General features: G+C 72.0%; 17 protein-coding genes. 7 read left to right on the plus strand and 10 right to left on the minus strand.

The genetic code is table 11. The features are described 5' to 3' along the window. On the plus strand, positions 1–621 hold the full coding sequence (locus J421_RS32190) for a response regulator (RefSeq protein ID WP_025413093.1): 621 nt from the start codon (positions 1–3) through the stop codon (positions 619–621). A gap of 152 nt (positions 622–773) precedes the next feature. On the opposite strand, the gene J421_RS20740 is transcribed toward J421_RS32190, so the two are convergent. The 3 genes from J421_RS20740 to J421_RS20750 are packed head-to-tail and all read right to left on the minus strand — an operon-like array spanning position 774 to position 4,152. After that, a complete protein-coding gene (locus J421_RS20740) occupies positions 774–1,184 on the minus strand; it encodes a VOC family protein (RefSeq protein WP_025413094.1) in 411 nt (136 codons plus the stop codon). 14 nt (positions 1,185–1,198) lie between these two features. Then, positions 1,199–3,787 carry an ABC transporter permease gene (locus J421_RS20745; RefSeq protein WP_025413095.1) on the minus strand — a complete coding sequence of 863 codons (2,589 nt, stop codon included), beginning with the start codon at positions 3,785–3,787 and terminating at the stop codon, positions 1,199–1,201. Beyond that, positions 3,784–4,152: a PadR family transcriptional regulator gene (locus J421_RS20750; RefSeq protein ID WP_025413096.1), complete on the minus strand. Its 369-nt coding sequence runs from the start codon at positions 4,150–4,152 to the stop codon at positions 3,784–3,786. The genes J421_RS20745 and J421_RS20750 overlap by 4 nt, the downstream gene beginning before the upstream one ends. Before the next feature lie 140 nt (positions 4,153–4,292). Between J421_RS20750 and J421_RS20755 the strand changes: the two genes are divergently transcribed. Beyond that, complete coding sequence (locus J421_RS20755) at positions 4,293–4,802, plus strand: DinB family protein (RefSeq protein WP_236646275.1); 510 nt, start codon at positions 4,293–4,295, stop codon at positions 4,800–4,802. Positions 4,803–4,816: 14 nt separating this feature from the next. Here the strand turns inward: J421_RS20755 and J421_RS20760 are convergent, their stop codons facing one another. After that, on the minus strand, positions 4,817–8,167 hold the full coding sequence (locus J421_RS20760; protein WP_025413098.1) for an FHA domain-containing serine/threonine-protein kinase: 3,351 nt from the start codon (positions 8,165–8,167) through the stop codon (positions 4,817–4,819). An 18-nt stretch (positions 8,168–8,185) separates the two neighbouring features. Beyond that, entirely contained in the window at positions 8,186–9,679 is a 1,494-nt protein-coding gene (locus J421_RS20765; RefSeq protein WP_158508858.1) for an MATE family efflux transporter, read from the minus strand. A gap of 133 nt (positions 9,680–9,812) precedes the next feature. Between J421_RS20765 and J421_RS20770 the strand changes: the two genes are divergently transcribed. The 3 genes from J421_RS20770 to J421_RS20780 are packed head-to-tail and all read left to right on the plus strand — an operon-like array spanning position 9,813 to position 13,148. Further along, positions 9,813–10,466 carry a DUF305 domain-containing protein gene (locus J421_RS20770; protein ID WP_104022883.1) on the plus strand — a complete coding sequence of 218 codons (654 nt, stop codon included), beginning with the start codon at positions 9,813–9,815 and terminating at the stop codon, positions 10,464–10,466. 30 nt (positions 10,467–10,496) lie between these two features. Continuing rightward, a complete protein-coding gene (locus J421_RS20775) occupies positions 10,497–12,446 on the plus strand; it encodes an LVIVD repeat-containing protein (RefSeq protein ID WP_201773057.1) in 1,950 nt (649 codons plus the stop codon). 45 nt (positions 12,447–12,491) lie between these two features. Continuing rightward, positions 12,492–13,148 (plus strand): DsbA family oxidoreductase, encoded by a 657-nt coding sequence (locus J421_RS20780; protein WP_025413102.1) that lies wholly within the window; start codon positions 12,492–12,494, stop codon positions 13,146–13,148. Positions 13,149–13,155: 7 nt separating this feature from the next. Here J421_RS20780 and J421_RS20785 read toward each other — a convergent pair whose 3' ends face one another. Continuing rightward, positions 13,156–14,178, minus strand: coding sequence for a glycoside hydrolase family 43 protein (locus tag J421_RS20785; RefSeq protein ID WP_025413103.1), 1,023 nt, complete (start codon positions 14,176–14,178; stop codon positions 13,156–13,158). A gap of 200 nt (positions 14,179–14,378) precedes the next feature. Between J421_RS20785 and J421_RS20790 the strand changes: the two genes are divergently transcribed. After that, positions 14,379–14,900 (plus strand): hypothetical protein, encoded by a 522-nt coding sequence (locus J421_RS20790; protein ID WP_025413104.1) that lies wholly within the window; start codon positions 14,379–14,381, stop codon positions 14,898–14,900. A 13-nt stretch (positions 14,901–14,913) separates the two neighbouring features. Then, the gene (locus tag J421_RS20795) at positions 14,914–16,716 is read left to right on the plus strand and encodes an amidase (protein WP_025413105.1); all 1,803 of its coding nucleotides are present in this window, start codon (positions 14,914–14,916) and stop codon (positions 16,714–16,716) included. Between the two features lie 37 nt (positions 16,717–16,753). Here the strand turns inward: J421_RS20795 and J421_RS20800 are convergent, their stop codons facing one another. The 4 genes from J421_RS20800 to J421_RS20815 form a co-directional block, all read right to left on the minus strand. Next, positions 16,754–17,404, minus strand: coding sequence for an NAD(P)-dependent oxidoreductase (locus J421_RS20800; RefSeq protein WP_025413106.1), 651 nt, complete (start codon positions 17,402–17,404; stop codon positions 16,754–16,756). 89 nt (positions 17,405–17,493) lie between these two features. After that, on the minus strand, positions 17,494–19,077 hold the full coding sequence (locus tag J421_RS20805) for an alpha-amylase (protein WP_025413107.1): 1,584 nt from the start codon (positions 19,075–19,077) through the stop codon (positions 17,494–17,496). Beyond that, positions 19,074–20,711, minus strand: coding sequence for an alpha-amylase family glycosyl hydrolase (locus tag J421_RS20810; protein WP_201773058.1), 1,638 nt, complete (start codon positions 20,709–20,711; stop codon positions 19,074–19,076). The genes J421_RS20805 and J421_RS20810 overlap by 4 nt, the downstream gene beginning before the upstream one ends. A gap of 50 nt (positions 20,712–20,761) precedes the next feature. After that, entirely contained in the window at positions 20,762–22,354 is a 1,593-nt protein-coding gene (locus tag J421_RS20815; protein WP_025413109.1) for a RagB/SusD family nutrient uptake outer membrane protein, read from the minus strand. Positions 22,355–22,362 lie beyond the last annotated feature (8 nt).

A 22,362-nucleotide genomic window follows, 5' to 3' on the forward strand; every position in this document is an offset into this window, starting at 1 on the left:
ATGCATCGGATTCTCGTCGTAGAAGACACGCCCGCCTTCGCCGAGGCGCTCGAGCGGAACCTCACGCTCGAGGGACACCACGTGCTGCTCGCCACGCGCGCCGCGGAAGCGATCGCGCGCGTGACGCACGAGTCGCCGGACCTCGTGGTGCTCGATCTCGGGCTCCCCGACAAGGACGGCTATCACGTGCTGCGGCAGATGCGCGAGCGGGGCAACGAGTGCCCGGTGCTCATCCTCTCCGCGCGATCGCTGGAGTCGGACAAGATCGAGGGCTTCCGGTTGGGCGCCGACGACTACGTCACGAAGCCGTTCAGCGCGCTGGAGCTGCTCGCGCGCATCTCCGCGCTGCTCCGCCGCGCCCGCCGCGGCCAGCCCGCCACCCCCGCCGCATCGGCCGACGTGCGCGCGCTGGAGGACGCCGACCTGCGCGACCGGTACGGCCTCACCGATCGCCAGGTGACCGTCGCGCGGCTGATCGCGGAAGGGTGCACGAACGCCGAGATCGCGACGCGGCTGGGGCTCAGCTTCTACACCGCGCGCAACCACGCCGAGCAGGTGATGGCGAAGCTCGGCGTGTCGTCGCGCGCCGCGGTGGGGGCGCTGATGTACGAGGAGGCCTGAGGCGTCTCACGCGGAGCCGCGGAGGACGCGGAGAACACCTGAGGATTTCTCGAATTCTCGAGATTCTCTGAATCGAGCCCCACGTCGTGGAGTCGTCCCGGGCGCGATTCAGTGTCGCCGAGCACGACTCCAGGCTCCGCGTGAAACGCAGGTCAATCGAGCCGCTCGGCGTTCAGCTCGACCACGTTCCTGTCGGGATCGAGCAGAAAGACCTGCGGAAACCCCGCCGTCGCGTGCGGCTGCTCCACCGTGCGCCGCATCGGGTCCTCCGCGTCGGGCCGGTACCCGAGCGCGGCGAGATGGTCGATCGCGGCACGATAGCTCGACACACGGATCGCGAAATGGATGTCGCGCGTGTCGACGCCCTTGCCGGCCCGAAAGGTCTGATCGTCGTTCACGATGAGGTGCAGGATGCGATCGCCGGCCTGAAACCAGGCGCCGGGAAACGAGAACGCTGGGCGCGCGACCTCGTGCAGCCCGATGACGTCCGCGTAGAAGCGCTTCGCGCGCGCGAGGTCGGTCACCGGCAGCGCGACGTGGTGAATCGTCAAGATGTCGAGCACGTGCTCCTCGGTGATCAGTCAGCGCGCATGGCGAGCAGCGGGCTCACGCGCACCGCGCTCAGCGCCGGAGCGAGCGAGCCGATGAGCGTCGCCACGAGCACCACGCCCACGCCGGCGGCGAGCGCCAGCGGGTCGCTCGGCGGCACCCCGAAGAGCAACGCTCGCATGGCGCGCGCCGCGGCGTACGCCACGAGCACGCCCGGGATGCCGCCGAGGAGCGCGAGACGCACCGCCTCGAAGACGATCATGCGTGCCGCGCGCCGCGGATCGGCGCCGAGCGCGAGGCGGACGCCGATCTCTCGCGCGCGCTGGGCGACGATGAACGCGAGCAGCCCGTAGATGCCGATGCCCGTGAGCAGCAGCGCGACCACGGCGAGCGCCGTGAGCACGCCGAGCTGCGCGCGACGGTCCGCGGTCTGGTTGCTCACCACCTCGCTGAGCTGCCGCACGTCGGAGATCGGCTGCTCCGGATCCACGCCGCGGATCACGCGACGGATCGCGGGGAGGAGCGTCTCGCTGCGGCCGTTCGCGCGGACGATGAGGTCCTTCGGGACGTACAGCCCGCCGAGCTGGCCGGCCTGCGCAGCCGCGAAGTAGAGCTGCGGCTCGCTGCTGCGCTCCAGGCCGCGCACCCGGATGTCGCGCACGACGCCGACGACCGTGTAGTCCATGCCTCGCAGGCGGAAGCGCTTGCCGAGCGGCTCGCCGTTAGGCCAGTGCCGCCGCACGAACGCCTCGCTCACGACCGCGACGAGCGGGCGGCCGAACCGGTCGCCGTCGGCGATCGCGCGCCCGCGGAGGACCGGCACGCCGAGCGCGGTGAAGAACTGCGGCGTGATCCAGCGGAGACTCTCGCCGTCGGCCCGTCGGTTGCGCTCGTCCTCGCCGGGGATCTCCGCGGCCCCGATCCCGCCCCACAGCACGAACGGGAGACCGCTCGTGTACGCCGCAGCCTGGACGCCGGGGAGGCTCTGCACCCCCGCCAGCACGCGGTCGTAGAACTCCGTGCGGCGCAGCGTGTCGGCGGCGCGCGGCGACGGCAGCGCGGTGCGCATCGTCAGCACCTGCTCGGTCGTGAATCCGGGGTCGACCGCGCGCACCTTCCAGACGGCGCGAATCAGCAGCCCGGACGAGACGAGCAGCACAACGGAGACCGCGACCTCCACCGCGACGAGCACCGCGCGCAGTCGCTGGCGACGTCCACCGCCGGCGCGCGCGCCGTCGCGCAGCGCCGAGAACGCGGCCCGTCCGCCCACCATGGTGGCGGGGAGGAGGCCGAAGCCGATGCCGGTGAGCGCCGTGAACGCGCCGGCGATGAGCAGCGCGCGCGGATCGAGCCGCGGCTCGTGGGCGAGCGGCAGCGACGTCGGCACGAGATGCGTCAGCAGCGGCACCGCGAGCATCGCGACGAGCAGGCCGACCGCGCCGCCGAGCAGCGCGAGCACCACGCTCTCGGTGAGCATCTGCCGCACGAGCCGCTCGCGCCCCGCGCCTAACGCGGCGCGCACCGCCAGCTCCCTTTCTCGCGCCGATGCGCGCACGAGCAGCAGGTTCGCCAGGTTGGCGCCGGTGAGCAGCAGCAGACTGAGACTCGCGCCGCAGAGCGCGAGCAGCATCACCCGGTACCGGGGCAGCACCTGGTCGCGCTGCCGGAAGAAGGAGAAGCCCACGTCCTCGTTCGTCTCCGGGTGATCCCGGGCGAGCCGCGCCGCGATCATCGCGAGCTCGCCGCGCGCCGACTCGAACGTCACGCCGGGCGCCAGTCGGCCGATCGCCTGCAGGTACGTGTTGTCGCGCTCCGCGTAGTCCTCCTCGCGGAGCACGAGCGGCGTCCAGAGCTGGTCGTTCGTCGTCGGGAAGTGGAAGCTGCGCGGCATCACGCCGATGACCACGCGCGGCACGTCGTCGAGCCGGATGGTCGTGCCGACGACGTCCGGGTTGCCGCCGAACTGGGACTGCCAGAGGCCGTAGCTCAGCACGACGGTGCCGGCACGCGGGTCCGTCGCGTCCTTCGCGTCGAACACGCGGCCGAGCAGCGGGCGCACGCCGAGGACGGGCAGCACCTCCGGCGTGACGGCCGTCGCCGAGAGCCGCACCGGCTCGCCGCCGCCGACGAGATTCGCCTCGGCTCCGGTGAACGCGCCCCACCCGCGCGTCTTTCTCGCCATGGCGACGACGTCGCGGAAGTTCGCGGGCGACAGCTCGTTCATGCAGCCCCACCCGCTGCCGTCGCGCGGCCCCTCGCAGAGCCGCACGAGCGCGTCCGGCTGCGGGAACGGCAGCGGTCGGAGCAGCACCGCGTCGGCGACGGAGAACGTGGCGGTGTTGGCGCCGACGCCGAGCGCGGTGACGAGCACCACGGCGGTGACGAAGCCGCGCGAACGGCTCATGGCGCGGACGGCGTAGCGCAGGTCCTGCCGCAGGACCGTCCCGTGGGCGAGCATCGCGTTAGGCACGACGTCTCCGATGGCGGCGAGGTGGGCGGCCAACCGGCTCCGGCCGCGTGTGGACTCCTCGAACGTGTGGGCCAGCTCCGCGCCGTACTCCACGCGGAACGACTTCGGGTAGAGCCACAACAGCGCCCGGTAGAATCGGCGGCTCATGCCGTCTCCGGGGTGGCGGTGGGCGTGAGGCCGCGCGCGCGCGCCAGCCGCACGAGCTCCGTGAGGCGCCGCATCTCGGCGCGGGCGACGTCGGTGCCGAACGGCGTGATGCGGTAGTAGCGGCGCCGCTCGTCGTCGAGCGCGATCGGGGGGCGGCGCGACGTCTCCTTGATGAGCCCCTGCTCCACCATGCGCGCGACGGAGCGGTAGAGCGTCCCCGCGCTGAGCCGCAGAGCGCCCTCGGTGCGCGCCTCGACGTCCTGGATGATGGCGTAGCCGTGCCGCTCCTGGTCGACGAGCGCAAGCAGGATGTGGAACGTGGCGGGCGGCAGCGGGAGCAGGGCGTCGACGTCGGTGCGGGTCATGCCCGCTACTATATCCAGCGTGGCTATATCGTCAATGGCTATAGTGACGAGCCGCGCGACCGGGATCCGCTTGCGGAGACAAATGACTCGGCTAATTTGGGGCTCCCCGTACAAACGCCGAACCAGCACCGAGGTCCGCCGTGTCCAGCCCCGTGACTCCCGCTCGCGCCGACGCCGCCGGCGTCGCGTTCCTCACCGCCGACGCCTTCCGGCAGCACTGGCAGGGGCATCGCCGGCTCACCCGCCGCATGATCGAGGCGTTCCCCGAGGACAAGCTGTTCACGTTCTCCATCGGCGGGATGCGCTCGTTCGGCGACCTCGCCTGGGAGCTCGTGCGCATGGCCGCGCCGATGGTGCGCGGTGCGGCGACGGGCGAGTGGGCCGTGGTCGACTGGAAGGCCGCGCCCCCGCAGTCGCGCGACGAGCTGCTGCGCGCGTGGGACCAGAGCACCGCGGACATCGACGCGAACTGGGCGCGGATCCCCGCCGAGCGGTTCAACGAGACCATCACCGCGTTCGGCAGCTTCACCGGCGTCACGAACGACCTGCTGCTGTACACGATCGACAACGAGGTCCACCACCGCGGCCAGGGCTACGTCTACCTGCGCGCGTTGGGCATCGAGCCGCCGCCGTTCTGGGAGCGGCAGTAGCGGGTCGAGCGCGATCAGCGGCGGAACACGAAGCCGAACACGCCCATTCGGATCTCCTCGCCGTCGCGCAGCGGTCGGCGGCCGAGGATCCGCTCGCCGGCGACGGCGGTGCCGTTCGACGAGTTCGCGTCCTCGACGAACCAGCCGCCGTCGTCCACGTCCAGCACGGCGTGGTAGCGCGACACGCTCCAGTGCGCGAGCACGATGTCGTTCTCGCTGTTGCGGCCGAGCGTGGTGCGTCCCTCGAGCCGGAAGCCCGCCGGCGCGGCGCGCGTCCGCGAGCTCACGTGGTCCGCGGGCCCGTCCACGAGCGCGAGGCCGGGACGCGGTGCGCGCGTGGGGTCGGGCGGCGTGTACGGCGTGGGCGGCGGCGCGGCGACGAGCCCCGGTGCGGTGCGCGACGCCACGACCGGCGCCGCGGCTCCCTTCACCGGTGCGGCCTGCGCCGCGGGCAGCGCGGGGGTCCAGTGGGGTGTCGGCAGGTCGGCGAGGCTCACCTCGTCCCCGCCGCTCCACACGGAGTGCTCCGCGACCGGTTCCACGCCCGCGTTGGTGCGCGCCTGATCGAGCGCCTCCACCGCGCGCCCCGCGTCACGCACCTCGCGGACGAGGGCCTGCAGGTCCACCGGCGCGTCGTTCCCCGCGGCCGCGCGAAGCTCGTTCGCCACCGCCGACATCCGCTCGTACCGGTCCGCCGGGTCCTTCGCGAGACAGCGCAACACGATCGCCTCGACCTCGGGCGCGATCGGCGCGTGACGCGAGAGCGGGGGCGGCTCGCGATGCGCGTGCGCCGCCAGCACGTCGACGAGGTCCGCGTCGTCGAACGGGTAGACACCCGTGAGCAGGCGATAGAGCACGACGCCGAACGAGTACACGTCCGAGCGCTCGTCGACACTGCGGCCCAACGCCTGCTCGGGGGAGATGAAGCGCGGCGTGCCCACGAGCATGCCGTCGCGCGTGCGCGACCCGTGCTCGCCGTCGGCCATGCCGCGCCGGCTGATGCCGAAGTCGAGCACGCACACGCGCCCGGCCGACGTCACCATGATGTTCTCCGGCTTCACGTCGTTGCGCACGAAGCCGTGCTGGTGCACGTAGTCGATCGCCTCCGCAGCGGGGCCGGCGATCGCCACCACGGTGTCGAGGTCGAGCCGGCCGCAGCGCCGCACGACCTCCTCCGCCGTCACGCCATCGACGAGATCCATCGCGATGTACACGTGCCCGTTCGAGCGGCCCGTGTCGCGCAGCCGCACGATGTTCGGGTGGTCGAGCGCGCCCAACACTCTCGCCTCGCGCTCGAACCGCGCGACCATCTCGTCGTTGTTCGCCAGCGCGTCGAGCAGCAGCTTCACCGCGACGCGCTCGCCGCTCCGCTCGTCGAGCGCCTCGTAGACGACGCCCATGCCGCCGCGCCCGATCTCGCGCACGATGCGGAAGCGTCCGACCGCCTTCGGCGCCGGTGTGCCCTTCCCCGGCGCGGCGTCCGCCGCGTCGCCGTCGAGCGCATCGAGCTCCGCGGTCGTGGCGCGTGCACCGAGCTCCACGAGCCGTCGCGCCGTGACGCGGTAGCGTGCACCTTCCTCGGCGGCGGCCGCGCCGACGACCACGCGTGAGAGGCTCTGCTTCGACGACTGGATGTACTCGGCGTCGAGCAGGATGCGCACGATGTCCTCGGCCACGCGCGGCGCGATCTCCTCGGCGAGCGCGATCTTGGCGCTCAGGCGGCGCGACGCGTCGAGCACGTCCTTCAGCGTGAACTCCGCGGTGCCGCGCCGCAGGATCCAATCGATGAGATAGTAGACGCCGAGCCGGCGCTTGTCGCTCTGGGTCCCGACGACCTCCTCGTGCGACTCCCCGAACAGCGTCGCGGCGTGCGCGTCGATCAGATCCTGCAGGCCGGCGAACAGCCGCACGCGCCGCACGTCCTCCGCGGTGAACGCGAGCGCGGGCCGGTGGCCGTCCCACTCGACGTACTCGTTGAACGTGCGGATGATGCGGCGCGGGATGCCGCGGCCGCGGTAGGCGAGATACTTCTTGAACGCCGCGTAGACCTCGCGCCCCCACGGCGCCCACCCGTTCGAGTCGTCGACGAGCGTGTCGCAGATGGCGTCGACGTCGGTCCACAGGCACGGCAGGTACTTGTCGTACGCGAAGACGCTCTCGTACACCGAGTCGCCGCGCCCCACGTCCTCGAGCCATCGCTCGTGGAGGTCCTTGCCGGCGACGAAGATGAACGTGATGCCCGACGTCGTGAACAGGTTCTTCAGCGCGCCGATGATGCCGTCGATCGCCGGCCGGCGCGGCTTCTCCCCGTCGGCGGCGCGCGCGAACTCCTCGAGCTTGTCCAGCTCGTCGAACACGAAGATGATCTTGAGACGCACGCGCGCCGGCGGCCCGTCGCGGAACCGGCGCCAGCGCGACGTCGGCGGCACGTAGCCCGCCGCGAGCCGCCGCGAGATCGTGATGACGTCGTGCTCCGCCGCCTTGTCGTCGTAGCCGAGGAACGACGTCTCCTGCTGGCTCGAGCGCGAGCGCTTCGCCGTGAGCGAGAGCTTGAGCGCGGCCTTCATCCACTCGCCGCCGAGGCTCGCCTCGTCGACGCCGAGCTCCGACGACTCCGCGGTCTGCCGCGCCATGTTCATGGACGTGCGCTGGAACGCGAGCGTCAGCGCGTCGCGCAGATCCGCGTCGAGCCGCTCGTAGATCCCGCGCTCGCGCAGCCGATCGTGCAGCCGGCGGATGATGTGGTGCATCATCTCGCCCGGCCGCACGGGACGCGCGACGTTCAGGTACACGTCGACGACCTCGGTCTCGCCGAGCAGCGTCCGCGCCCAGGCGAGCGAATCGTCGAGCGTGCGGATGACCTGGTTGACGAACGACGTCTTGCCGACGCCGCGGTAGCCCGTGACGAGGAACGAGCCGCCCTCGGAGAACAGGATCCGCTCGGCGAGCGACTCCAGCTCGTTGCGCCGTCCGACGAAGCGCGGCGCCGCGCACTGCCCCACCGGCTCGTGCACGAAGCGGAACGCGGGGAGCAGCGGCACCGTGACCTCGCGCTTGTCCGGGTAGATCCGGAACGGTGGTGGCAGCGGCGGGGGCACGGTCGTGGGGCGCCGCATCCAGCCGCGGAGACGTGCCGACAACGGCGGAATCCGCTGCGGCTGGGGCCGCACCCGGACGAGCGTGGCGGCGAGCGAGGTGACGAGCGTCGTGGCGGGCCGCGTCGCGGCGAGCGTGTGCGACGGTGGCGGCGGTGGCGGCGGTGGCGCGGGCACGGGCGCGGGCCTCGACGCGAGCAGGACGCCGCAGTTGACGCAGAACGCGACGCCGTCGGCGTTGCCGTGGCCGCAGGTCGAGCAGAACACCATGTGCGCCCCCTTCGGCGCCTAACGGCGCCCGTCGAGGTCCACCGCGATCGCGCGCCACTTCCCCTGGTTGAACCGCAGCACGCTCAGCGCGCAGCGCGTCACGTGCCCCACCAGGATCGCCACCCAGATGTCGATCGGGTCGAGGTGGCCGAGCCGCTGCACCACGAAGCAGATGCCGAGCGGCACGACGATCTGCGACACGATGGAGATGTAGAGAGGGCTCTTCGTGTCGCCGGTGCCCTGCAGCCCGCCGGTGTACGTGAGCGCGACGGCGATGAACAGCCCCGACACGCTGAGCACGCGGAGCAGCTGCACGCCGATCTCGCGCGCGGCGTCGTGCATGCCGAACAGCGCGAGGAGCGGCCCCGGAATGAAGAAGAACAGCGCGCCGAGCAGCGCCGCGCCGCCGAGCCCGTAGCGGGCCGCCGCGTGCACCGCTTCCTCGGCGCGGTCGGCGTTCCCCGCGCCGAGGTTCTGTCCCGCGACCGCGGCCGCCGCGCCGAGCAGTCCGGTGGACGTCCACGTGATGAGCGAGAAGAGCTGCGAGTAGCCGACCGCGAACGCCGCCTGCGCCGCCGCGCTCTGGGCGAGCGAGCCGATGAAGCCGAGCATCAGCACGCCGCCCACGTTCATCGCGATCCCCTGGATCCCCGTCGGAAGACCGAAGCGGAAGATCGAGCGGATGAGCGTCCAGTCGGGGAGCAGGGCGCGGCCGCGCGGGAAGCGCACGACCCAGCCGCCGTGCCACAGCCGCCACAGCGAGTACGCGCCGACGAGCGCCGACGCGATCACGGTGCCCATCGCGGCGCCCCGCGTGCCATACGCCGGCACCGGCCCGTAACCGCGGATGAACAGCACGTTGAGCGCGGCGTTCAGCACCGTGAGCACGATGCCGAGCACCATCGCCGTGCGCGCGTCGCCGGCCGAGCGGAGCGCAGCGCCGAGCATGAAGAACACGAGCATGCCGCCGCTGAACGCGAACACGATCCGCAGGAACGGCAGCGCCTCCGCGCGCACCGCCGGCGCGGCGTGCACGAGGTCGAGCAGGAACGGCGACGCGAAGTAGCCGACCGGCGCCATCACGCCGAGCGACAGCACGATCGCGACGAGGAAGGCCTGGTACACCGTGCGATCCGCCGTCTCCTCGTCGCCCGCGCCGGCGAAGCGCGCCACCAGCACGCTCATGCCGGTGAACAGCGACATCATGAACACGATGACGACGACGAAGATCTGCCAGCTCACGCCGATCGCGGCGTTGCCGGTGTAGCCGACGAAGTTGCCGACGAGGACGTGGTCGATCATCCCCTGCAGCCCGCCGACGACGTTCGTGAGCATCGTGGGCCAGGCGAGCTTCCACACCGCCTCGCGCAGCGGGCCGTCGACGATGGAGCGGTCGAATCGACGCGATGAGATCGGCCGCGGCGGCGCGATCGGCGTGCGCGTCGGCGCGGCGGCCAGTGGAGGTGCGTCGGGGCCGAGCGCGCGCGGTACCTCGGACGGTCGGAGCGACATCGGATCCGGCGGCAGGTGGCGAGAGCGGTCGCTGAATACTGCCCGCGGGACACGACGCGACAAGAGGCGTCGATCACAGGGGAGTCGGTGCGCCCCGTAGCGGAACGCTCGGCGCGTCGCGAAGTTCTCTCCGATGCCCCCCCAGGCTCCCGCGTCCTCGGCCACGCTGCTCGTGGCCGCGATCGCCGTGCTCGCCGTCCCGCTCGGCGCCCAGTCTCCCGCGGCGCGCGACAGCGCGTACGTGGCGCGCGCGCGGGCGGACAGCGCGCGCCGCCCGTACACCGCGGCGGACGTCCGCTTCATGTCGGGGATGATCGGGCACCATGCGCAGGCGATCTACATGTCGCGCATGGCGCCCACGCACGACGCCAGCGAGGCCGTGCGCACGCTCGCCGCGCGCATCATCAACGCGCAGCAGGACGAGATCGCCATCATGCAGCGATGGCTGCGCGACCGCGAGAAGCCGGTGCCGGACCCGCTGCACACGGCGGGCATGCCGGGGATGGAAGGCATGCATCACGAGCTCATGCCCGGCATGCTCACCGACGCGCAGCTGCAGCAGCTCGACTCGGCGCGCGGACCCGAGTTCGACCGGCTGTTCCTGCGGTTCATGATCCAGCATCACAGCGGCGCCATCTCGATGGTGAAGGACCTGTTCGACAGCTACGGCGCCGGGCAGGACGAGACGGTCTTCAAGTTCGCGACGGACGTCAACGTCGATCAGAGCACGGAGGTGGCGCGGATGCAGCGCATGCTCGCCGCGCTCCTGTTCGGCGCGCCCCGCTGACCGACGCCACTCCTCTTCTCGGAGCACACCGTGAGACTGCTTCGCATCCCCCTCGCCGGCGCCGCCCTCGCCCTGGTCGCCTCCGGTGCGGCCGCCCAGCGCGGCCTCGTGGTCTCGCCGCCGAATCCCGACCCGCGCGTCGGGCTGAAGGCCGGGAAGTACGACGCCGCGACGGCCGCGTGGAACATGCGCCTCCTCTCCGCGACGAAGCCGTCGGAGCGGTTCCAGAGCGGGATCAACTCCGACCTCGCGTTCATCGGCAACTACGCGATCCAGGGCAACTACAACGGGTTCCAGGTATGGGACATCTCGAACCCGAGCCACCCGACGCTCGCCACGTCGTTCTTCTGCCCGGCGTCGCAGAGCGACGTGTCCGTGTACCGGAACCTGCTCGTCGTGTCCGCCGAGTCGAACTCGTCGCGGCTCGACTGCGGCGATCAGGGGGTGCAGGACACGGTGAGCCACGACCGCATCCGCGGCATCCGGCTGTTCGACATCAGCGACATCCGGAACCCGAAGTACATCGGCAACGTGCAGACGTGCCGCGGGTCGCACACGCACTCGATGCTCGTCGACCCGAAGGATCCGGCGAACGTGTACGTCTACATCTCCGGGTCGTCGCGCCCGCGCTCGCCTAACGAGATGCCGGGGTGCATCGACCGCGGCGGCGACCCGAACGACCCGAGCTCGGCGCGGTTCCGCATCGAGGTGATCAAGGTGCCGCTCGCGCATCCCGAGCAGGCGGCCATCGTGTCGAGCCCGCGCATCTTCAACGACCTCACGGAGCCGGCGTCGCACGGCATGACGGCGGAGGACGTCGCCGAGCTCGCGGCGGCGAAGGCGCGCGGCGAGTACACGGTCAACCTGGGCGGCGACGAGTTCGTGCTCGGCGCGAAGTACACGCAGCCGATGCTCGACTCGATCGTGAAGGCGCGCGGCGGCACCGGCGCGGCGACGGCGGCCGACTCGGCGGCGCTGCGCGAGGCGTTCCCGCGCATCGTGCGCGCGATGTTCGGCGAGCCGGAGACACCGGGGAACGGGCCGCGCCCGGGGCCGACGCAGTGCCACGACATCACGCTCTACCCGGGAATCGGACTCGCCGGCGGCGCATGCGAGGGATACGGGATGCTGATCGACATTCGCGACCCCGCGCACCCGAGGCGCATCGCCGCGGTGGCCGACTCGAACTTCTCGTACTGGCACTCCGCGACGTTCAGCAACGACGGCACGAAGATGCTGTTCAGCGACGAGTGGGGCGGCGGCGGCTCGCCGAAGTGCCGCGCCTCCGACCCGAAGCAGTGGGGCGCCGACGCGATCTTCACCGTGGAGAACGGTAAGCTGCAGTTCCAGAACTACTACAAGATGCCGGCGGCGCAGACGTCGCAGGAGAACTGCGTCGCGCACAACGGCTCGCTCATCCCGATCCCCGGGCGCGACGTAATGGTGCAGGCGTGGTACCAGGGCGGCATCTCGGTGTTCGACTGGACCGACCCGAAGCACCCGACGGAGATCGCGTTCTTCGACCGCGGCCCGCTCGACGCGACGCGGATGGACATGGCCGGCTCGTGGTCGGTGTACTGGTACAACGGCGCGATCGTGAGCTCCGAGATCGCGCGCGGCCTCGACGTACTCGAGCTGCTGCCGAGCGACGCGCTGACGCAGAACGAGATCGACGCCGCGAAGACGGTGCACCTCGACTACCTCAACGCGCAGGGGCAGCCGAAGATCGTGTGGCCGCCGTCGTTCGCGCTCGCGCGCGCGTACGTCGACCAGCTCGAGCGCTCCGGCGGCCTGCCGGCCGCGCGCATCGCCGCCGTGCGGCAGGCGCTCACGACGGCCGAAGGACAGAGCGGATCGGCGCGCTCCGGCACACTATCGACGCTCGCCGGCGCGCTCTCCGCCGACGCCGGCCGGTCGAGCGACGGGGCGAAGGCTCGCCTGCTCGCGGCCGCGGTGCGGGATCTGTCGACGGCGCGCTGAGCCGTCCGATCTCACGGCGCCTTTCAAGTGCAACCGACGCCGCAGATGCGAGTCGAGATCTGGTCGGACATCGCGTGTCCGTGGTGCTATCTCGGGAAGCGGCGCTTCGAGCGTGCGCTCGACGAGTTCGCGCATCGCGACGCGATCGACGTCGTGTGGCGCAGCTTCGAGCTGAACCCGAACGCGCCGGCGCGGCAGGAGGGGACGTCGGCGGAGGCGCTCGCGCGCAAGTATCGCGTGCCGCTCGCGCAGGCGCAGTCGATGAACGCGCGCATGGCCGGCGAGGCGGCGAAGGAGGGGCTCGTCATGCGCTTCGACCGCGTGCGCCCGGCGAACACGTTCGACGCGCACCGGCTCGCGCACCTGGCGGCGACGGTCGGACGACGCGCGCAGATGGTGGAGCGCCTGTTCGCCGCCCACTTCACCGAGGGCGCGGAGCTCGGCGACCGCGACGTGCTCGCGCGCCTCGCCGCGGACGTCGGGATCTCGGAAGCGGAGGCGCGCACCGCGCTCGACGGCGACGCGTTCGCCGACGCGGTGCGCGCCGACGAAGCACGCGCGCGCGACTTCGGCGTCGACGGCGTGCCGTTCTTCGCGCTCGACGAGCGCTACGGCGTGCCCGGCGCGCAGCCGACGGAGGTGCTGCTCCAGGCGCTGCGGCAGGCGTGGGAGGAGACGGACTCCGCGATGCGTGAGGCGTGAGGACGCATCATCTCGATTCTGGCCCATCGGCGACGGGGACGCCGAAGTCGGGCGTGCCGTCCGGGCGCCAGCGAATGTGCTGGATGCGGGTGTGGCGATTCGGGTCGCGCAGCGGATCGCCGACGATGTCGCGGTAGCTCCGCGCGTGGTAGACCAGCACGTCGGCACCGCTCGCGTCGGCGGTGAACGCGTTGTGCCCCGGCCCGTACTGCCGCGTCGAGTCGCTGCTCGCGAAGACCGGCGCGCGCGACTTCGTCCACGACCGCGGCTCCAGGAGGTCGCTCGTGTCGCTCGCGGTGAGCATCCCCATGCAGTAGCTCGCGTCCGTCGCGCTGGCCGAGTACGTGAGGAAGACGCGGCCGTGGCGCACGAGGACGGCCGGGGCCTCGTTCACCCAGTAGCCACGCGTCTCCCAATCGTACTCCGGCCGCGAGAGCAGGACGGGCGTGCCGCGGATCGTCCACGGGTTCTCCATGGCCGCGATGTACAGGTTGCTGTTGCCGCGGATCGCCGGGTCCTTCTGTGCCCACACCAGATAGCGGACCCCGCGATGCTCGAACGTGGTGGCGTCGAGCGCGAACGACTCGCGGCCGGTGCGGATCTGCCCGCGCTCGACCCACTCGCCGGCGAGCGGGTTCGCCGACGCGTTCTCGAGCGCGTAGAGGCGGATGTTCCACACCGAGTCCGCGCGCCCGGCGGCGAAGTAGACGTACCACTTGCCGCCGATGCGGTGGATCTCCGGCGCCCAGATGTGCGCGCCCATCGGCCCCTGCGCGTGCTCGCGCCAGACCACCACCGGCTCGGCGCTGCCTAACGCCTGGAGCGAGCGGGCGTGGCGCAGCTCGATGCGGTCGTACTCGGGGACGGTCGCGGTATACCAGTACGTCCCGTCGGTGTCGCGGAAGACGTGCGGGTCGGCGCGCTGCCGCACGAGCGGGTTCACGAACGACTCGCGCGCGGCGGGCGCGGCACGCGGTGCGCCTCGATGGCACGCGACGAGCAGCGCGAGCACGAGCAGCGTTCTCCGCATCACATCTCCGGTGGGGGACGACATCTCGGTGACCTGACGCTAGAAGACGCGCCGAGGGCGAGCAAGCGATTGCCGGGGCGGCGGCCCGGCGGTACACTAGCCGCCCGACCACCCCGGTCGGAGAGCCGGACGCCGACGCAGGAGGACGCGTGTCGAGCAACTCACTCCACGGGCCGCGCGCGCGGCCAACCAGAGTCATCGTGCTGGCGACCGTGCTGGCGCTCGCCGCGCCGACGCACGCCCACGCGCAGCGCACGGCGACGACATTGCGCCGCGGCGCGCCCGGCGCACCGCGCGGCCCCCTCACCGACGTCACCGTCTCGTTAGGCGGCACGCGCTACACCGCGCAGGTCGACGCGGACTGTCACGTCGATCCACGGGCGACGGCGGGCGGCCCGCGCGCGTACTTCGTGATGATGTACCCGTGGTTCGGGCAGCGGCCGGCGCCCGACCAGCCGCAGTGGCACGTCAACCTCGAGATCCGGCGCGGCGCCGCGTCGGAAGCGTCGAACGAGTTCGTGTTCGCGTTCGGCGACGGCGCGCGCGCGGCGACGATCCAGACCGTGTCCGGCTCGCAGCGGATGGGATCGGGCACGGTGCGAGTGACGCGGCACGGCGACGGCGCGCGGTTCGACGTCGCGGGGCGCAGCCACGAAGGTGAGGAGATCCACGCCACGATCGACTGCTCGGCCTTCCAGAAGAGCGAGGGCGCGGGCGGATGATGCACACGCACGCATGAACTCCCGCCGACAGTTCCTCATCCGCGCGCCGCTCGGGCTCGCGGGCGCACTCGCCGCATGCCGCGGCAACGACCAGCCGCCGTCCACGTCGACCACGGCGACGCCCGGCGCGCCGCCCGCGTTCAACACCGCGCCGCCCGTCGGCCCCGAGGTGTCGGCGACGACGTTCGCCGAGGCGGAGAAGCTCGCGCAGGTCTCGATGACCGACGCGCAGCGCGAGATGATGGCCCGCAGCTGGCGCACGTCGATGGCGGCGCTGCTCGAGCGGCGCACGGGGCCGCGCAAGCTCGCGCTCGAGCCGACGCTCGCGCCGGCATCGCGCTGGGAGCCCGCGTCGGTCGCGGCGACGACGATGCCGGCGAGCGATCGCTTCGTGCGCACCACCGACGACCCCGGCCCGCTGCCGGCGAGCGACGACGAGATCGCGTACGCCACCGTCGCGCGGCTGTCGCGGTGGATCGAGACGCGGAAGCTGACCGCCGATCGACTCACGCGGATCTACCTCGACCGCGTGCGCCGCTTCGACCCGAAGCTGCGCGCGATCATCACCGCGGTGCCCGACGCCGCGCTCGCCGACGCCGCGCGCGCCGATGGCGAGATCGCCGGCGGACGCTATCGCGGGCCGCTGCACGGCATCCCGTACGGCGTGAAGGACCTGCTCGACACGGCGGGCGTCGCGACGACGTACGGCGCGGAGCCCTGGCGAGATCGGGTGCCTAACGCGGATTCCGCGGTCGTCGCGCGGCTGCGGTCGGCCGGCGCGGTACTGCTCGCGAAGCTGAGCATGGGCGCGCTCGCGCTGAACGACATCTGGTTCGGCGGGCAGACGATGAACCCGTGGCTGCTCGAGGAGGGGGCATCGGGATCGAGCGCCGGGCCCGGCGCGGCGACGGCTGCGGCGCTCGTCGGCTTCTCCATCGGCAGCGAGACGGGCGGCAGCATCGTGAGCCCGAGCATGCGCTGCGGCGTGACGGGGCTGCGCCCGACGTACGGCCGCGTGCCGCGCTCGGGCGCGATGACGCTCTGCTGGTCGCTCGACAAGCTCGGCCCGATGACGCGCGGCGTGGAGGACGCGATGCTCGTGCTCCAGGCGATCGGCGGGCCCGACGCGGGCGACGTGGCGAGCGTGCCGGCGCATCTCGAGTTCGACGCGGCGGCGCCGGTGCGCGGTCTGCGCGTGGGCTACGTCGACGCGTGGATGAAGGAAGCGCCGGCGACCGATGTCGATCGCGCGACGCTCGACGCGATGACGCGTCTCGGCATGACGCCGACGCCGATCACGCTGCCCGACTGGCCGTACGATTCGCTGAACCTGATCCTGTTCGCCGAGGCGGCCGCGGCGTTCGAGGATCTGACGCTGAGCGGCGCGGCGGACCGGCTCAAGGTGCAGGTGCCCGACGCGTGGCCGAACCTGTTCCGCGAGGCGCGCTTCCTCTCCGCGGTGGACTTCGTGCAGGCGGACCGCTTGCGGCGCAAGGTGGCCGCGGAGATGGGACGCGTGATGTCGCAGGTCGATCTGCTGCTCGTGCCCTCGCTGCGCGACGAGATGCTGGTGATCTCGAACAACACGGGGCACCCGTCGCTCACGCTGCGCACGGGGTTCGTGCAGGTGTCGCGGGCGCGCAGCGACTGGGCGCCGGATCCCGCGCACCCGCTGCCGACGTTCGACCCGCCGCGGCGCGTGCCGCACGGCGTGACGCTGATCGGGCGGCTGTTCGACGAGGGGACGATCGCGCGGGCGGGGCTGGCGCTGGAGCGGTCGTTAGGCGTGACGGGGGAGCGGCCGCCCGGGTTCTGAGCGGGCGGCGCTCCCGCCATGCCGATCGGCTGCCGCGTCAGTACGCGACGCCGAACCGCTGGCCGACGTGCTGCGGCCGCTCCAGCTCGTCCAGCACCGCGACCGCGTAGTCCTCGAAGCTGATGAAGCTCTTCCCCTCGGCGTCGAACAGGAGCTGCTCGTCCGTGGTGCGGTAGTGCCCCGTGCGCTCCCCCGGCCCGATCTCGATCGCGGGACTGAGGAAGGTCCAGTCGAGCCCCTCGGCCTCGCCACGCCACACGCCGAGCGCGCCGCGTCCCTCGAGCGCTTCCGCCTTGTAGGCCTCGGGGAAGCCGGGCTGGTCGAGCAGCTGCTTGCCCGGCGCGACCTCGAGGGTCGACGCACCGCCGACATACAGCACGCGCTTGACGCCGGCGTCGCGCAGCCCGGCGATCATCGCGCGCGCGTTGGCGACGAGGGACGGCGCGGGGAGGCCGCGCGCGTTCGGGCGCGGCGAGATGGCGCTCACGACGGCGTCGGCGCCGCGCGCCGCGGACGCGATGCTCGCGGCATCCGTGGCGTCGCCGCGCACGAGCACGACGCGGGGGTCGGGCGACGGCACGGCGCCGGGGTCGCGCACGACGCCGACGACGTCGTGGCCACGGCCGAGCGCCTCGGCCACGACGCGCCGGCCGACGTTCCCGGTGGCGCCGAAGACGACGATCTTCATCAGGTGACTCCTTCAGTGTGTGTATCCATGCTAGATACACACACGCCGCCCGTCAAGGCGGCGTCGCCGCATGGAGTCGCTCGCGCGGGTCAACGGCGCGTCGTCACGTCGATCGCCACCGCGCCGTTAGGCGGCAGCGCGAGCGCGATCGATCCGTCCGGCGCGACCGTCACGACCGCGCCCGCGCACCCGGCGGCCGAGCGCCCGCCGGTGAGCAGGTCGCAGTACGCGCCCGGCGCGACGCTGGTGCGTACCGTCGCGGCGAGCGTCGCGGCGCCGCGGTTGATCGCCACGAATCCGCGGTCGCCGCGCGAGAACGCGATGGCGTTCGCGCCGTCGCTCCACCAGTCGGTGACGTCGGTGCCGGCGACGGTGCGACGGAAGCGGACCATGTTGCGGATGTACGGGTCACGGTGCTCGCACACCCACTGGCCGAGCGTCGCCGTCTCGAGGCTCGACGCGCAGCGCACGGGCAGCGTCCACCCGTCGGCGTCGGAGGGCGGGCCGGCGGCGTTCCCGGCCGGGCAGACGAACGCGTAGCTCGAGAGCACCGACGGATACCCGTACGGCTGCGCGAGCATCCACACGTTCGCGAGCCGGAAGACCTGCGCGTCGCGATATCCGATGCCGCAGTCGTGCTGCGTGTCGTGGTTCTGCAGGAACACCACGGCCTTGTCCGCCGGCATGAGGCCCCACGCGGTCGCGGAGAACTGGCCACCCGGGGCCCCGTTCGGGTCGAGCTGCGACACGTGCTCGCCGTTCACGCCGCGGAACTTGTTGCCGACGCCGACGAACGTGAACTCGGTGATGTCCGCGGCGCCGCCGGAGCGATACGCCTCGCCGAAGTAGTCGCGTGGCGAGAGCGCCTCCCCCGCCCCGCCCGAGACCTCGAGAAACCAGTACGGGATCGGGCGCGCCTCGGCGACCGCGGTGGAATCGACGATCGACAGGATGCCGTCGAGCTCCACCTGCTGGATGTGCTTCGCCGCATCGATGCGGAAGCCGGCGACGCCGAGGCGCGAGAGCGACACGAGATAGCCGGCGATCTGCTGCCTAACGGACGCCAGGCCCGTGTTCAGGTCGGGGAGCGAGAGCAGCTCGCAGTCCTGCACGTTCGCCGCGTCGCGGTAGTCGGTCACCGTGCACGGCGCGTGAAAGTCGCTCGGGCCGTAGAGCCCCGGATAGCTGTACTTCGTGTACGCGGTGCCCGCGCTGCCGACGCCGGGACTCGGGAAGTTGGTCATGTGATTGATGACCGCGTCGACGTAGACGTCCACGCCCGCCGCGCGGCAGCGGCTCACCATGGCCACGAACTCGTCGCGCGTGCCCGAGCGGCTGCGGTCGATCGAGTAGCTCACCGGCTGATAGCGCTCGCTCCAGTCGCGCGCCGGGGTGATGCTGTGCTCCTGTGGGGGCGACACCTGCACGGCGCGGAAGCCGGCGGGGCCCAGAACGGCCTCGCACTCCGACGCGACGTCGCTCCACCGCCACTCGAACAGGTGCACGAACACGTCGCCGGCGGCCGCGTGCCCGCTCGGCCGGTACGTCGTCGCGAGCGCCGGGCGGACGGCGGGCGCCTCGCCGCCGGTCGGCGCGGGGATGCCGTCGCCGCCGCCGCACGCCACCGCGACCAGGAGCGCGGCGGCCGCCCACGTGGGGCGGCCACGGCTCATGGGCGGCGTGTCGCGCGCACGAGCTCCAGCACGACGCCCGCGCGCGGCGCGAGCGTGTCGAGCGGTACGTAGCCCTGCACCGAGCCGTCGGCCCGCACGACGAGCGGCGCCGCAGGACCGTTGCCTAACAGTGCGCGCACGGCCCACCGCCCCGGTGGCAGCGTGCCGGTGGCCGCGGACAGCGTCACGCCGCGGCGCGCCGTCGAGTCGAGGTTCGCGACGACGAGCACGACGCGATCACCGGCGCGGCGCACGTACGCGGCGACGGCGTCGTCCGAGGCGACGAGCGGCGCGAGCGTGCCGCTCGCCAGCGCGGCGTCGCTCGCGCGCAGGTGGATGAGCCGCCGGTAGAGCGAAAGCAGCGACGACGAGTCGCGCTCCTGCGCCTCCACGGTCATCGCGAGCGAGTCGTCGGCCAGCCGCTCCCACGGCGTGCCGCGCGTGAAGCCCGCCGCGTGCGACGCGCTCCACTGCATCGGCGTGCGGATGCGCGGGTCCGGCTTCGCGCCGAGCATGCCGATCTCCTCGCCGTAGTAGACGTACGGGAGGCCGGGGAGCGTGAGCAGCAGCAGCGCCGCGACCTTCGCCTTCGCGACGTCGCCGCCGAGCTCCGTGCGCGTGCGCGGCTGGTCGTGGTTGCGAAGGAACGGCGAGAATCGCTCGGCCGGCCTGACGGCCTGCTGCAGACGGAGCGCGGGCGCGAGCACGCCGCGCGCGTCGCCGCGCCTCACGCCCGCGATCAGGCTGTCGGCGATCTCGAACGCGAAGTAGCCGGTGAGCTGGTCGGGGTAGTACGACAGCAGCGTGTCGGTGGGAAAGAACACCTCGCCCACCGTGTAGCCGCCGAGCGACCGCACGTAGTCGCCGTACGTGTGCAGCACGCGGTGCGTGCCCGGGCTGTTCTGCGCGCGTCCCGGCTCCTCGACGAGATACGGCACCGCGTCGAGGCGGAAGCCGTCGACGCCCATGTCGCGCATCCAGAAGCGCGCGATGCGCTTCGCCTCGTCGAGCACGGGCGTGCGGACGTAGTTCAGATCGGGCATGCCGACCCAGAACAACCCGTAATACCACTCGTCGCGCACCGGCGACTTGTGCCACGGCTGGCTCCCCGCCCACGGCCCCGGGGCCCCCGGCCCGCCCTGCGACCAGCGGTACCACGCGCGGTACGGCGACGCGGTGTCGCGCAGCGCGGCCTGGAACCACGGATGCTCGCTCGACGTGTGATTCAGCACCATGTCGACGAGCACCTTGATGCCCCGCCCGTGCGCCGCGGCGACGAGCCGCTTGAAGTCGTCGTTCGTGCCGTAGTCCTTCTCGACGCGATAGTAGTCGCTGACGTCGTAGCCGTGGTAGCTCGGCGACTCCGCCACCGGCATGAGCCAGATGCAGCGCGCGCCGAGCCGCTGCACGTAGTCGAGCTTCTGCGTCAGCCCGTTCAGATCCCCGATGCCGTCGCCGTCGCTGTCGTAGAACGAGCGGACGAAGATCTCGTAGCACGTCGCGCCGCGGGTCCACGTTGGGACCTGCGAGTCCGCCGGCGGCGCGAGCGTCGTCGCCGCCAGGGCGAGCCACAGCCACCGAAAGAGTGAGCGTGGAGCGTGGAGCGGGGAGCGTGGAGCGCCCGTCGCTGCCACGCTCCACGCTCCTCGCTCCACGCTCGACATGCTCGTGCGAATTGGCGTGCTCAGTATCCGGGGTTCTGCTTCAGGTTCGGATTCGCCAGCAGCTCCGACGCCGGCAGCGGGTAGAGGTTGCGGAACGCCTCGGTCGTCTTGCCCGTGACGACGTTCCCCTTCCATGCCCACACGCCGCTCGTCGTGAACCGGTCGAAGCGAATGAGGTCCGTGCGGCGGTGGCCCTCCCACTGCAGCTCGCGGCCACGCTCGTCGAGGATGAAGTTGAGCGTGAGCTGCGCGTCGGTGATGTCGCCGCTGTTGTTGCCGAACGCGCGCCGGCGCAGCTGGTTCACGTAGTCGAGCGCCTGCGCGCGCGTGCCGCCCGCGCCGCGCAGCACCAGCTCCGCGTACATGAGGTACGCGTCGCCGAGCCGGAACATCGGGTAGTCGACGTCGGAGAACTGGTTGCCCTGCGGCGGGCCGCCGCTGGACGTGACATTCACGAACTTCAGGTAGCCGATGCCGTTCGTGAAGTCGGTGAGGTTCGGCATCGCGACCGTCTGCCCCGCCGTGTACAGCACCGACGCGCGCTTGTCGCTCGCGCCGGTGCTGGTGATCAGGTTGTACGCCTCGGGCTTGAGCCGCGTGCCCCACCACCCGCCGTCGAGGCCGAGCTTCCCGGCGTCCATCGAGCCGCCGACCGCGGCGTGCGTGAGGAACGTCGTCCCGCCGTACGACTGCGTGTGCAGCGCGTCCTGCGGCACGACGAAGATCAGCTCCGGCGACTTGTCGTTGTCGGCGCGGAACATCCGGATGAAGTTCGGGTCGAGCGAGTACGCGCCCGAGCCGATCACCTTCTGCACCTCGGCCAGCGCCTCGGCGTAGTGCGGCGTGCCGGTGTAGACGCCGGCGTTCAGGTAGACCTTCGCGAGCAGCATCGCGACGGCGCCCTGGTCGGCGCGGCCGTACTGGCCGCCCTTCGGCGCCGGCAGGTCGCCGCGCACCGCGTTCAGCTCGGAGACGACGAAATCGTACACCTGCTGCCGCGTGGCCTGCTGCGGCGGCGTCTTGCCGAGCGCGTTCTCCTCCGTCACGAGCGGCACGGGGCCGAACAGGTCGATCGCGTGCCAGTAGCTCAGCGCGCGGAGGAAGCGCGCTTCGGCGCGGTACGTCTTGATGTCGCTCGCGAGCGTGCCGCCGACGCCGCGCGACGCGAGCTGCTCCGGCGTCGTCTGCCGCAGGAACTCGTTGGCCATGCCCACCTGGAAGTAGATCCGGTAGTACATCGCCACGAGGAACTGGTTGTTCGACGACCAGAGCTGCGTGTTCATGTCGGTGAGGCCGGCGTCGCCGCCCCACGCGATCGCCACCTCGTCGGTGGGCAGCTCCTCCATCTGCCAGAGCAGGCGGAGGTAGTGCGAGAAGCCCTCGTCGATGCCCTTGATGTCCTGCGTCGACGCGTTGCCCGCGGGCCCCTGCTGCCCGGTCAGCGCGAGCCCGCCGTAGATCTTGGCGAGGAACGCTTTGTACGACGTCGTGTCGCTGAAGATGTTCGCGCTGCTGACGGTGCTCTTCGGCTCCACCGTCACGTCGGTGCAGGCGGCGACGCCCGCAGCGAGGACGAGCGCGCCGAGCAGCGTCTTGCGAGTGGTGATGTGCATGTCGGGGC

The sequence above is a fragment of the Gemmatirosa kalamazoonensis genome, assembly GCF_000522985.1.
GTDB lineage: Bacteria > Gemmatimonadota > Gemmatimonadetes > Gemmatimonadales > Gemmatimonadaceae > Gemmatirosa > Gemmatirosa kalamazoonensis.